The sequence below is a fragment of the Clostridium fermenticellae genome (genome assembly GCF_003600355.1).
Taxonomy (GTDB): Bacteria; Bacillota; Clostridia; order Clostridiales; family Clostridiaceae; genus Clostridium_AV; species Clostridium_AV fermenticellae.
This window is the reverse complement of record NZ_CP032416.1, coordinates 1,471,821-1,486,078: the sequence shown is the minus strand read 5'-3', so window position 1 is coordinate 1,486,078 and position 14,258 is coordinate 1,471,821. Positions and strand designations below refer to the sequence as shown.

Sequence of the window (14,258 nt, the reverse complement as noted above, 5' to 3'; positions counted from 1 at the left end):
TTTTAAATATTTCTCTTTTTGTGCTATTATAATATATATATAGTATATTATTACATTTTTCAACACTATAAATGTAGGGGGATATTAACATGAATGATGAAATAATAGAAAACAGCCTTCAAAATGCTTTTAACGAACTTATGCCTTATATGCAAAACTTTTTTGAAGATGAAATTGCTTTTACGATGTCAACTACAGATCACTTTATAAAGGTTGTAAACAGCAAAAATATAAATATGAATGCTGCAGCCGGTGATGAATTAAGGCCAGGCGGAGCTGCATATGAATGTATTAAAGCAAGAAAAGTTGTTTCTTTAGTAGTTCCAGAAGAAATATTTGGAGTTAGAATTAAGGCAATTGGAATTCCTGTCAAGGATGAGCATGAAAAAATAATTGGAAGTATAGTTTTAGTAAAATCTTTAGAGAGAATAGATGAAATAGAAACACTGACTCAAACATTACTTGATTCAGTTAACGGTATCTCCAAGGTTTCAAACACACTAACCACTGCAATACAACAAACAGTGAATGGAAATAGCAAAATAATGACAGAAGTCAATGGAGCACAAGAAAATGCAAAGAACTCAGATGAAGTAATTAATTTTGTTAAAGGAGTAGCTTCCCAGACAAATCTTTTAGGGCTCAATGCAGCAATAGAAGCATCCAGAGCTGGTGAACACGGAAAAGGGTTTTCAGTGGTAGCTAACGAAATTAGAAAATTATCAAGTTCAAGTAGTAAATCAATTAATGAAATTAATAATATTCTGGTTAAAATAAATAATTCTATAAATACTATAGCTACCAGCATATCTAGTTCAACTAATACATTTGAAAATCAGCTTAAACAACTAAAAGATATGGATTCATCAATACAGAATTTAAATTCTATGGTCGTTAAACTAGAAAAATTATCGGAATAACAAAAGCGAGTTTAGTTATAAAATCTAAACTCGCTTTTATCTTAGATTCTATATAAGCACCTGTAACTTGTTCCATAAGTCATTATGAGTTTTTTTCAAATTTATTATCTTAAAATCTTCATTTATAAAAGTCTGAACAGTCTTACCTTTAGCAAGAAGCTTATTATTCTTTTCTCTGAATACATTATATGTAAATATAACTTTTACCGGTGTTAATTGATCTATATTTGTTTCAATTCTTATATTATCATCATATTTTGCACCCTCATAATATTTACAATGTGTTTCTACAAGTGGCATCATTATATTATTTTCTTCAAATTTTGAGTAACTAATACCTATTTTTTTAATAAATTCACTTCGCGCCATTTCAAACCAGATATAATAATTTGAATGATGAACTATTCCCATTTTATCAGTTTCAGCGTATCGTACTACTAAATTTGTTTTATCAATATACAATTTTAAAATCACTCCCCTACTCTATTTCTGTAAATTAATTTATTTTTAAAAATCTGTAAGTATATTTTACTACTTACAGCACATAATTTAAAATCGTATGAAATTTATTTAGAATAATATGTTATAATATTCTAAATTATTGCTATTTTATTTGTAGATTAATTCGATTATGGAGGATTTATATGCATAGAACATATTATGATGAAGTATATAACAAACTAATAAGAAAGATTACGAGCATCAAATGGCTGCAAAAACATAATATAGATAAACATGTTATAGATAAAACTATAAGAAGTGAAAAATTTACAGATGATTTAAGAAAAATGTGTGAATCACTTGACTTTTCAGCTGTTTCTACAATAAATCTATGTAATAACATAATCAAAGCAATGACTGGAGACTGTCTATCACAGAATTGGCTTAAATATATATATGAGTATACACTAAATAAAAACTTTCCGGATGCAGTAACTATAGAATTATCATCCAAATTGAATAACATATGTGAATTATATCTAAGAATTTTTAGGTTGATATGTGATGCACAAAAATATTCAAATGATAATAGTTGGAAAAGTACCTACCCTATTGTTTTCCTAACACAAGAAGAACAAAATTCGCTTGAACATCCTGAGGAATATAAAAAATTTATAAAGATATTTTCTGATAATTACGTGTACGAAATGATGAAGTTAAATGAAGAACTTACAGGATTTACAACCCTTGATCATGTGTGTGGAGTACATAGTTTATCACTTTATATAGCAAGACAGCTTAAATCAATAGAAATTCCTGTAGATCTTGGGAGAGTATCCGGAGCTGCTGCCGGACATGATTTAGGAAAATATGGATGCAGAAACTCAGAGTTAAAGAGAGTTCCTCATTTGCACTATTATTATACTGATCAATGGTTTAAAAGAGCCAATATAAATTATATAAGAAATATAGCTATAAATCACTCTACCTGGGATTTAGAGCTTGAAAACTTATCGCTTGAATCACTAATACTTATATATTCTGATTTTAGAGTCAAAAATGAATTTATGAATGGCAAATCTCATATGAAACTATATTCATTAGAAGACTCTTTCTATATTATATTAGGTAAATTGGAAAATGTAGATATAGCTAAGAAAAACAGGTATAAAAAGGTTTATGCAAAATTAAAGGATTTTGAAGATTTTCTATTAGATTTAGGTGTAGATGTTAAAAATCCAGGTGATACTATTATTATTAAAAAAAGATGTCATGATTATACATTACTTCAAGGCAATCAAATAGTACAGAATTTAAAATACCTGGCTATAAATCATAATATAAATCTAATGTATCAACTTCGTGATGAATATTCATTAGGTTCTATATTAGAGCTTGCAAGAAGTGAGACAGATTGGAAAGTATTTAGGGAATACATAAGAATATTTCAAGAATACTCCACCTATTTAACTCAAAAACAAAAACTCCAAACATTAAAATTCTTATACGAAAATTTAATTCATCCAGAAGATGATATAAGAAGGCATTGTGCTGAATTAATGGGAAAAATCATTGCAACCTTTGATGAAGATTATAGAAAAGAAATACCTTTAAACGTTAAATTAAGCAAATCTGCTGTAGCAAGTACCGATTTGTTAAAAGAATACTTAGAACTTATGCTTAATCCAGGATATAAATTTATACCTGTGCATAAATTTAATATTGGATACAGTATAAGCATAATGGTAAAATCTTTATTTAGTTTAAGTAAAAAAAGTTCTATAAGCAATTATATAAATATATTAACAGAATTTTATAGAGAGCAAAATTACAGAGGCATCGAATATGATATATTTTTAATTGAAACTGCAAAATATATACCTTTAGACTATATTAAAGAAGATGATGATACTATTTTTTCTTATATTTTTTCGAAGCTCCAGAAAAGAAATTCTATTGTAAGACTTGCAACTTTAGAAACAATACTTATTTTTATAGATAAACTTTCACCTAACCATGCATTTATTTTCAAAATTAAAGAATACTTTTCGAGCGTAAATACAAAAAGTAAAATACCCGCAGAAAATTTATTATTATATAAAATAGATAATAGTTTGAAATTAATGAATGAAATGAATACATTCGCAAATTACTGTGAATTAAATAGAAATATAATTACGGATATATTTTTAAATAATTTAAAAACTGCTACAGATTGGGTTAAAAAAAGAAATCAGATAGATTTACTTCTGTATCATGCACTCAATAATATTCAATCTATGGGGCTTCACACCGCCATACATTTTTGCAATTTGCTAAAGGTCAGCGCAATAGAGAGTGTAAGAAATAGGGCAGGAAATGCTATATTAGAAATAATGCCATATATTTCATTAGCAGAAAGAAATGAAGTTGCGGTAGAACTTATAAGAGCTTTGGAACTAGAAGGAAATAGGTTTACTGAATATATACCAGAATATGCCGGCGCATCACTTTTATGGCTTCAACCTAAAGAGTTAAATGAAATCATAGATGACTGTGTATTAAAGGTAAAAACCTCAAATCCAAATTTAAAATCATTAATAATAAAAACTATAGGAATTACCATATCGAATTACAATATATATAGAAAAAGATTTAGGGAAAATGAAAATTCCTACAAAAAAAGGCTTATTAGTATGCTAGGTATTCTTCTAAATGGGCTTGGAAGTTATAATTCTCAAGTCAAACAATCATCATTTAGTGTTATAGGAAAAGATATTTTTGACACAAATTCCATGAATTTAAAGGAGAAAATTTTAATATTCAATATAATAGCAAAAAAAATAATAACATTAATTACTGAAAATGAAAATAAGGAACCGTTGCTTTTAATAAAATCTGCAAGTTTAAATCATATTTATAGGTTTATATCAGATTTTTCTTTTGCATATGGTGATATAAATATTGAAATACCAAATAAAGTGGCATTTTTTCCTGGAACATTTGATCCATTCTCATTAAGTCATAAAGAAATTGCAAAGCATATACGTGACCTTGGTTTTGAGGTTTATTTAGCAATCGATGAATTTTCATGGTCAAAAAAGACATTGCCAAGTCTTTTGAGAAAAAATATCATAAACATGTCTATTTCAGACGAACTTAGTATATATTTATACCCTGATATTTATCCTACTAATATTGCTAATCCAGACGATTTAAAAATCTTAAAAGAAAACTTTCCTAACTCAGTTATTTATATATGTGTAGGAAGTGATGTTTTATTAAATGCATCGGGTTATAAAAAAACTAAAGTTGAAAATTCTATATATACATTTTCTCATATAATATTTGAGAGAGGCAAAAATAAGAAATTAAACTCAGAAATAAACAAAATTGATGGAAACGTAATAATTTTAACACTTTCATCAAAATATTCAGAAATAAGTTCTACACAAATTAGAAAATTGATTGATTCCAATAGAGATATATCCACTTTAGTAGATCCTATGGCTGAGGAATATATCTATAATAGTGGATTTTATCAAAGAGAATCTCAAGATAAAGCTTTAATAAAACCAATATCGTTAAAAACACAGCTTATTAAAGATTTAGATAAAACTGTTTTAGATTTTATACAAGATTTCTTACAGAACAATAATAATGATTCAATTAACAAAATCATAAATATATTTAAAAAATCACCTTCAAGAATTTTACTGCTTAAAGATATAATTACAGATAAGACATTGGGCTTTTCAGTTTTTCACGTAATAAATTCAACAACACTATATGATGAATTTAATAATTATATGGTTTCAAAATATATACGTAAAAATAGTACTGGAAGGATAATATTATTAGATGGTATTTATATGAAGTATAATCATAAAAATAATAAGGAACTTGAACAAATACTTTTGACAGAAACAATATCAATATGTGTCTCTAATGATTATGAATACGCAATATACAAGGATTCTATCTCCCCCAAATTGCATTCTGATAGTATTTATGAATTACTTGAACTTTATGGTTTCACGAAAATAAAATATGCAGAAGATAATGATCCAGTATACGCTGTAAATATAAGTAACCCCTGTATAATAAATTTGGATATACAAGATGTAATAAAAGAGCCTTTTAGACATAATGCAAAAATCAAACAAGTAATACATCAATCAAGAAGAAAGCTGATGGAAGCTATAAATAAACTATATCCTGGTGAATTACTAATTTCATTTAATGTCGATTTTGTATATCAAGCTATGATAGATAAAATCTGTAAGGGAAATAATGTTCCAACCGAAAGATTGATACCAACTCAGTTAGGGAAGTCTATGTGTGTACCATATGGTGATATGTTAAGACGATATATAATACCAAACACAGTTACAAAGGCACTACATACAGAAAAGTTGTTTTTTCCAGGTATAGATAAATTTATTATAGGAGAATTCCCACATTATTTAGATCTAAAAGCTCAAGTCAGAATGATAAAATCGTTTAATAGACCAGTAATATTGGTCGATGATCTACTTCATAAAGGATATAGAATGAAAGCATTAGACCCAATCTTCAAAAATGAAAATATAAATATTGAAAAAATCATAGTGGGTGTTCTATCAGGAAGAGGAAAAGATCTGATGGATATGCAAAAAAGAGAAGTGGATGGTGTATATTTTATACCAAGGTTAAAATTATGGTTTAATGAGAATGCATTCTACCCATTTATAGGTGGAGATTCAATATGGAGAGGAAGTTATCCTGATAGGAATTTACTTCCATCAATAAACATGATTCTTCCATATACGTATCCTGCTTTTATAAAAAATATTCCCAAATACCTGCTTTATAATTTTTCTAAAGTATGCCTGGAAAATAGTATTCAAATTTTAAAGGTAATAGAAAATGAATATCACTTAATACACGAGAAGAACTTAACACTTTCGTGTCTAGGTCAAGTTTTTACTGTACCAAGATGTCCGGATCACGGACAAAATATGAAGTATAACTTAAATTTAGCTGCATCTACCTATTTGGAAAATGATCTTGAGCTTCTTATTAGAATGAAACACGCATTTGAATAAATACAAGAGAAAGGTTGATATATATGAATTTAAACTATTATATGTCGGATGGTAAAGTTTTTGTATCACATATCCCCTACCCTTTTAAAAGAATTTCTTATGATACTTTTAATTTATGCAGTGAAAATATATTTTCATTAAATAATATAAATCCTTTAAGGTCAAAAGGAAGTTTTTATGTGACTTCCCCAAATAACTTATTTCTGAATGAAGAAGGTTTAAGTTTAATAACAAATTTGTCTTCAAACCCAATTCACATTCCTATTAAGCTTTTAGAGAGTATAAAACAAAGAAAAGTAATATCTTTAAACACGGCTTATAAAAATTGGGATAAGTTATTAAAAAATCCGATAGGTGTGTACGGACATAAATCATTTAGAAAGTGGAATATAACAGTTGTTGGACTTGGAGATGTTGGTGGAACACTAGTTACTGGATTAAGACTACTTGGAAATTCATATATTGATAGAATAATGATATATGATAAAGATAAAAACAAAATAAAGAGATGGGAGTATGAATGTAACCAGATATTTGATATAAATAACAATAATTTGGTTCCTGTTGAGCCACTTGACGATGAAAATCAGATATTTGATTGTGATATGTTTATATTTTGTGTTTCACTAGGTGTACCTAGCGTTAAAAACAAAATATCAGATGTAAGAACAATGCAGTTTAATGGCAATTCAAAAATAATATATGATTATGCCCGAAAGGCAAAGTTGGCCGATTTTTCAGGTATATTTGCAGTAATGTCTGATCCTGTTGATCTATTGTGCAAGGTAGCCCTAGATGCAGGATTAAAGCCAGATCAGATAAGAGGATATGGGCTTGGTGTTATGAATGCACGTGCAAACTACTATTCTAATAAAGAAAAGATTTCAAATAATTATGCCTTTTATGGAAGGGCTTTTGGACCTCACGGCAAAGGACTTGTAATTGCAAATGATATTGAAAATTACAATCATAATGCATCAAAATATCTAACATTAAAAGCAGAAAATGCCAATTTAGAAATAAGATCTATAGGTTTTAAACCATATATAGCACCTGCACTATCATCCGGAACATTTTCAATTATAGATACTATAAAAGGCGATTGGCATTATAGTTCAATATTTATAGGAGATGCATTTATGGGTTGTCGCAACAAACTTAGAAGATATGGAACTGAAATTGAATATTACGACAATATGCCCGAAAAGTTATTAAATAGAATTAAGCAAACATATGATGACCTTATAGATTTAAAAATTGATTTCAAGGAGGGAAAAACGTGAGGGAATTATATGTCATATGTCCCAGTAAATCATCAATCCAATTAAAAAATATGATAAATGCATTTGTAAAAGCATTTTCTTCTGTAAAATATATAAATGGTACTCAAAGTTATGTAAGCTTTCAACGCAAGAAAATATTATTTTGTGTTGAATTAAACAGTATATGTATTGACGTACCTATGTTTAACTTCTTAGAGGAGCTTAGAAATAAATCCAAAAATGCTTTTGAAAATTCTGTCGGTGCCCTACTTCTGCACACTAACTCGGAACTTGGAAGCAAACGATCTGCTCAAGATATTATCTTCATAGCAAATAATTTAGGATGTACGTTTATAGGTCAGCCATTAGTAGAGATTACTGTAAATTTTAAAAATTTTTTAACCTGGCAAAAAACATACTCTGATCTTTCTCTTAAAGACATATCAATTAAGTTAAGTCAAAAATTAGGAGAACGCTTATTAAAATATGAAAATACTATATCATCAGGCGGCAATAAGAAATTAACAGTTTTGTATTCATCACCTCATAAGATATCAAATACATTAGATCTATGGCATTTAACCTCAAAGCACATGAAAAATATAGACATACATGAAATACAAATTGAAAATGAAAATATACTTGACTGTAAGGGATGCCACTATAAACTTTGCTTACATTATGGAAAACAAAATAGTTGTTTTTATGGAGGATTTATAACTGAAAATGTACTTCCTTCGATACAATGTTCAGATATTATAGTATGGTTGTGTCCAAATTATAATGATTCAATAGGCGCAAATCTATCTGCTGTAATAAACAGACTTACTGTTTTATATCATAAAATAAGTTTTTATAATAAATCTATATTTGGAATAGTTGTTTCTGGAAATTCAGGCAGTGACTCTGTAGCTAAACAGCTTATAGGTTCATTAAATATAAACAAAGGCTTTAAACTACCTCCATATGCTATTATGACTGAAACAGCAAATGATCCTAAAACAATATTTAAAATTCCTGGTATCGAAATAAAATCAGAAAGTTTTGCTAAAAATATAATAAAGAGTTTATAATATATATTAAATAAATTAGTATAAGCGGGTGATTTTATTTGTACAAAAAAGGAGATTTCCATATACACACTAATTCCTCGGATGGTAAATTTACACCAAGAGAAATAATAAAAATGGCAAAATTAGAGAATATTGATATACTTTCTGTAACTGATCATGACACAATAGATGGTTTAAATGAGGCATTGAAATTTGGAGATTCTTATAAGATTAAAGTTGTTCCAGGAATAGAACTATCAACCTTGTATAAAAATCAAAAAGTCCATATACTCGGATACTTCAAAAATATTGACCAAATAGGCGTAGAATTTAGAAAATACTTAAAAGAAATGAGTGATTTTAGAATATATAGGGCAAAAAAGATCGTCGAGAACCTTAGAAATATTTTTAAAATAAATCTTGATTTTGACAAGATTTTAGAAGAAACAAAAGGCGTTGTTGCAAGACCTCATATTGCTTCCGCCATCATAAAGCAAGGTTATAATTATAATTGGAATTACATTTTCAAGTATTTGATAGGTGAAAACAGCCCTGCATATGTTCCAAATGAAAAGTTAGAATTAATTGATGGCATAAATTACTTAAAATTAAATCATGCAGTTATAGTTTTAGCACATCCTATACTTATAGAAAATCTAAATTTAGAAGAATTATATCAAATGCCCTTTGATGGTATAGAAGCAATTTACCCGGTTAACAGTATCAAAGATACCAAGAGATTTAAACAAGCGGCTTTAAAATATAAAAAAATAATTACTGCCGGTTCAGATTTTCATGGTATAGTAAAACAAGACTCAAAACATGCACAAAAAATAGGAAAAGTTTTCTTGTCGCAAGATGATATTGATATATTTTTAGAAAAACTAGACAGCAAAATATAATACTGTCTAGTTTTATAATTTAGTCCGACTTACTTATAAAATTAAGCCTCTGACAAAAATGCATAGTATCCTCTAAATGCCTCATATATATCAGCTTTGCTTGCAATTTCCCATGGAGCATGCATATTTAAAAGAGCAACTCCACAATCTATAACCTGCATATTGTACTCGGCTAATATATAAGCAATAGTTCCTCCGCCGCCTTGATCAACCTTGCCAAGTTCTGAAGCCTGCCATGAAACATTATGTTTTTCCATTATTTTTCTTATCTCTGCAATATATTCTGGGTTTGCATCATTAGATCCAGATTTTCCCTTAGAACCAGTATATTTATTGAAAACTATCCCTTTTCCAAAATATGCACAATTATTTTTATCCATAACTGAAGGATAATTTGGGTCAAATGCAGCACTTACATCAGATGAAAGCATTTTTGAATTTGCAAGAGCTCTTTTCAATTTTAGCTCATTGTAATCTTCCAATAAATTTATAACCTCAGCAACAGAATATTCAAAGAACTTTGACTGCATACCAGTAGCTCCTACGCTTCCTATTTCCTCTTTATCAACAAATAGAGCTACACAGGTTTTTTCTGGATTGTTAATCTTCATTATAGCCTCAAATGAAGTATATGCACAAATTTTATCATCATGTCCATATGCCATTACCATACTTTTATCTAATCCATAGTCTCTTGCCTTTCCAGCAGGTACTACCTCAAATTCAGATGATACAAAATCTTCCTCTACAATATCATACTTTTTATTCATAAGTTCCAATATATTCTGCTTTACTTTTTGCTTTACTTCCTTATCTTTAACTGGTATACTTCCAATCAAAATATTTAAGTCTTCTCCCTCAATAACCTTAGTAGCCTTTTTCTCCATCTGTGTTTGCGCAAGATGTATTAAAAGATCAGAAACTCCGAAAACAGGATCACTTTCATCTTCTCCAATAGAAATATTAAGTTTAGTACCATCCTTCTTTACTACAACCCCGTGAATTGCAAGAGGTAAAGTAACCCATTGATACTTTTTTATTCCACCATAATAGTGAGTTTCAAACATTGCTAGATCTGTATCCTCATATAAAGGATTTTGTTTTAAATCAAGTCTTGGTGAATCTATATGAGCTCCCAATATTGACATACCATTCTCAATAGACTCTTTACCTATTACAAACATAGCTAATGTCTTATCCTTGTTGTTTAAATATACTTTGTCTCCAGCTTTTAAACTACCATTCTTCTTTATTATATTTTCTAAATTCTTATAGCCATTTGCTTCTGCCTTTGATATGAATCCAGATACACATTCCCTTTCGGTTTTGCATTTTGATATGAAGTTTTTGTATCTTTCTGAAAGTTCAAAAACTTTTTTTATATCATCTTCTGAATACTTATCCCAGGCATACTCATGATTTTTAGTTAAGTTCTTATCCAAAATTAATCACTCCTTTTAAGTTATTTTATATCCATTTCTTTTTTTTAAATATATAGATAAGAGTCAAGGATATAGCAATCATAGCCATAATTATATAATAATACCCATTATCTAATTTTTCAAATGGCATCCCTTTTAAATTCATCCCATGCATACTGGTAATTAAATTAAGAGGTAAAAATATGGTGGCAATTATCGTAAATGCTTTCATTAATTCATTAGTTCTATTTGCAATTTCAGATTCAAATGCCTCTCTTACTATTGCTAAATCTTGTACAAGACTTTCCAAGGTCAACATAAGTTTTTCTACCTTTTTATTCAAATTTATAAATAAAATTCTATTTTCACTATCTATAATCAAATTTTCATTTCCAACTAAGCTATCGCCTATATATCTTAAAGGGCTTAAATATTTCCTTATTTTATAAACCTGTCTTCTTAAATTTATTACACCCTCTATCTGTTCACGTTTTAAATTTTTTAATATGCTTATCTCAATTTCATCTGCTTTAGTTTCTAAAGACGCTATTATATCATAATTATTAACTATTATTCTATCTAATATATAATAAAGTAATATACATACTTTAGGAGTTTTCTTTAATGCAAAGCAATTTTTCGAATTCATTATGTCACTAATTAATGTATTTAAAATTTCTATATTATCTTTGTATACCGTAACTATATAATCTTTTGCTAAAAATATATTAAGTTCTTTTGAATTTATAATCTCCTTATCATAATCAAGTATATTTAAAACCATAAATGTATAATTATCAAAAAAACTTATTTTAGAAGATTGATTAAAATTCTTACACTCAAGCACACTTTCTTCATCTACCAAAATAAGTTTTTTAAATTGATCTATTTCTTTAACATTTATATGTATCCAATAATGACTCTTTCCTAGTTCAAATTCATGCTTAACTTCCTTAAAACCATCTACCATATCAAATATTTTCATAGAATACACCACCAGTGAAAATGAATCCACCATTAGTATCTGCAATTAATTTGTAATTATTCTATCAACATATTTATCATACTCTTTCATCGGAATCTTATCAAATATTTGAAAGTCATATGCTAATCCAACTTTGGGGCAATTATTATTTATATACTTTAAAAATCTATCATAAAATCCCCCGCCATAGCCTAGCCTTCCAAAATTTTTTCCAAAAGCAACACCTGGTAAAAAAACGACATCAATCATTGATGCATCAACTATATTTTCAGGTATATATTCTGGCTCTAATATACCATACGCACCAGGAGTTAGATCTTCAAACTTATTTACCTTTATTGCCACCATTCCATCTTTCATCGAGATCACTTTGGGTACACAGACTACCTTTCCATCATCAAATGCTCGTTTCATTATTCTGTGAGTATCAACTTCTTTATCATAGCTTACAAATATAAAAATAATATTCGAATTTTTATATTCTTTACTATCTATGACATTATCAAAAATGATATTATCCAACTTCCTTTTATGCTCATAAGTCAGAGATTTTTTTAGGGAATTTACCATTTTTCTATATTCTTTTTTACTTTTCAAGATGTTCCTTCTTCCTTGCTTCTTCATTTATTCTTTTACTTATTATTTCAACTGGATTTGTATTTGATATAAAACTATATCTATAATTTGCAGCAGCGGCTTCAATTATAACTGCTAGATTTCTACCGGGTCTTATTGGAAGAACAATTTTTCTAACAGGTACACTTAATATGTCAACATATTCTTTATCTATACCAAGCCTGTCATAATTTTCATCCTTTTTCCACTGCTCTATATATATAACAAGATCTATTACCTTGCTCTTTAGTATTGAACTCAAACCATAAAGTGCAGGAATGTCAATTATGCCCATTCCTCTAACTTCAATCATTCCAGATGTAATATATGGCGAAGTTCCATATAGCTTACCATCTATTTCTTTTATATCAACTGCATCATCAGCTACAAGTCTATGTCCTCTTTTTATAAGTTCAAGAGCTGTTTCACTTTTGCCTATACCACTTTCACCCATTATAAGTATTCCAATACCATATACATCAACAAGAACACCATGAACTCTTGTCTCTGGTGCCAGTTTTGAATCAAGATATCTCATAACTTTACTAATAAATCTTGTAGAAATACTATTAGTCCTAAGTATCCATCTATCATTTCCTTTTGCACTCTCCATAAAATCTTCATGTGGTTCTAATCCACGTGTTACAATTGTTGCTGGATTATAAAATTCGAAATACTTTCTTAGCCTTTTGCGTCTTAGATTTGGTTGCATTGCATTTAGGAAACTCCATTCAGCTTTTCCAACAACCTGTATTCTCTCATTAGCATAATAATTATAGAATCCAGCAAATTGGAGCCCTGGTCTATTTATATCACTTACAGTCAATTCATTATTCTTTTTACCCTCATTTAAAACTTCTAAATCCAAGTCATGTATTAATTCTTTAACTTTTACGGCCATTTTTCTGCCTCCTAAATTTAATTGACTAGTTTGGATTCAATGTGCTTAATTCAATTTTATTTCTGTCTATCATTATACTAAAATTTATATTAATTGTGAATGATTCTTTTTATATAGCAAGAATAAGTTTTTGTTTAATATAAAACATAAATCTAATTATATATTTTAATAAATTACAAAAAACTTTTAGACATAATTTATCATTTCAATTTTTTTACAAGCCATTTTATAACAATACATTAAAATATATATTTGCAATTTGTCACATTTTTTCCACATAATTAGTAACAATTTATCTACAGAAGTTATGCTTGTTTCTGTAATAAGATGTATTTATATGGGGGAAAAAAAATATGCAAGCAATAAAATATTCTGCTAAACTATAATAGTGCTGTTAAAAAATAACTACAAATGGGGTAATAAGTATGAAATTGGAGTTGAATATAATAGACAAAAAAATCAATAATATGAGGGAGGTTCTTTATAATTTGCTAGATGATAACGAACTTACAAATGAAATAGTTGTTAACTATAGTCAAAAATTAGACAATCTTATTTTAGAATATCAAAAATTAATTAACTAATTTTTAAATAAAATTTATAATCAAACGTTTTTTAACCAATACTAATATACAAAACAAATTGTTTATTAATCATTAAAATGAATATTTATAATATTTGCGAATTTTTCAA

11 protein-coding genes are annotated in these 14,258 nt (G+C 28.0%); 6 read left to right on the top strand and 5 right to left on the bottom strand.

The annotated features are described in order from the left end of the window. The first annotated feature begins 89 nt into the window (after positions 1-89). On the top strand, positions 90-920 hold the full coding sequence (locus D4Z93_RS07030) for a methyl-accepting chemotaxis protein (RefSeq protein WP_119971789.1): 831 nt from the start codon (positions 90-92) through the stop codon (positions 918-920). A gap of 48 nt (positions 921-968) precedes the next feature. Here D4Z93_RS07030 and D4Z93_RS07025 read toward each other — a convergent pair whose 3' ends face one another. Next, positions 969-1,382, bottom strand: coding sequence for an acyl-CoA thioesterase (locus D4Z93_RS07025; RefSeq protein ID WP_119971786.1), 414 nt, complete (start codon positions 1,380-1,382; stop codon positions 969-971). A 182-nt stretch (positions 1,383-1,564) separates the two neighbouring features. On the opposite strand from D4Z93_RS07025, the gene D4Z93_RS07020 reads away from it, so the two are divergent. The 4 genes from D4Z93_RS07020 to D4Z93_RS07005 are packed head-to-tail and all read left to right on the top strand — an operon-like array spanning position 1,565 to position 9,643. Continuing rightward, complete coding sequence (locus tag D4Z93_RS07020) at positions 1,565-6,427, top strand: nucleotidyl transferase family protein (RefSeq protein ID WP_119971783.1); 4,863 nt, start codon at positions 1,565-1,567, stop codon at positions 6,425-6,427. Between the two features lie 23 nt (positions 6,428-6,450). Then, on the top strand, positions 6,451-7,710 hold the full coding sequence (locus D4Z93_RS07015) for a lactate/malate family dehydrogenase (RefSeq protein WP_243105900.1): 1,260 nt from the start codon (positions 6,451-6,453) through the stop codon (positions 7,708-7,710). Beyond that, positions 7,707-8,762 (top strand): flavodoxin family protein, encoded by a 1,056-nt coding sequence (locus D4Z93_RS07010; RefSeq protein WP_119971777.1) that lies wholly within the window; start codon positions 7,707-7,709, stop codon positions 8,760-8,762. The genes D4Z93_RS07015 and D4Z93_RS07010 overlap by 4 nt, the downstream gene beginning before the upstream one ends. 38 nt (positions 8,763-8,800) lie before the next feature. Then, positions 8,801-9,643 carry a PHP domain-containing protein gene (locus D4Z93_RS07005; protein WP_119971775.1) on the top strand — a complete coding sequence of 281 codons (843 nt, stop codon included), beginning with the start codon at positions 8,801-8,803 and terminating at the stop codon, positions 9,641-9,643. Between the two features lie 41 nt (positions 9,644-9,684). Here D4Z93_RS07005 and D4Z93_RS07000 read toward each other — a convergent pair whose 3' ends face one another. From D4Z93_RS07000 to hprK, 4 genes are read right to left on the bottom strand one after another with little or no spacing between them, the layout of a single operon-like run. Continuing rightward, positions 9,685-11,085, bottom strand: coding sequence for an aminopeptidase (locus tag D4Z93_RS07000; RefSeq protein ID WP_119971772.1), 1,401 nt, complete (start codon positions 11,083-11,085; stop codon positions 9,685-9,687). Between the two features lie 25 nt (positions 11,086-11,110). After that, complete coding sequence (locus tag D4Z93_RS06995) at positions 11,111-12,049, bottom strand: magnesium transporter CorA family protein (RefSeq protein WP_119971770.1); 939 nt, start codon at positions 12,047-12,049, stop codon at positions 11,111-11,113. A 45-nt stretch (positions 12,050-12,094) separates the two neighbouring features. Continuing rightward, on the bottom strand, positions 12,095-12,646 hold the full coding sequence (locus tag D4Z93_RS06990) for a 5-formyltetrahydrofolate cyclo-ligase (protein ID WP_243105898.1): 552 nt from the start codon (positions 12,644-12,646) through the stop codon (positions 12,095-12,097). Then, positions 12,636-13,565 (bottom strand): HPr(Ser) kinase/phosphatase, encoded by a 930-nt coding sequence (hprK, locus tag D4Z93_RS06985; protein ID WP_119971765.1) that lies wholly within the window; start codon positions 13,563-13,565, stop codon positions 12,636-12,638. The genes D4Z93_RS06990 and hprK overlap by 11 nt, the downstream gene beginning before the upstream one ends. 425 nt (positions 13,566-13,990) lie before the next feature. Between hprK and D4Z93_RS06980 the strand changes: the two genes are divergently transcribed. After that, complete coding sequence (locus D4Z93_RS06980) at positions 13,991-14,149, top strand: aspartyl-phosphate phosphatase Spo0E family protein (RefSeq protein ID WP_119971763.1); 159 nt, start codon at positions 13,991-13,993, stop codon at positions 14,147-14,149. The last annotated feature ends 109 nt before the right edge of the window (positions 14,150-14,258 follow it).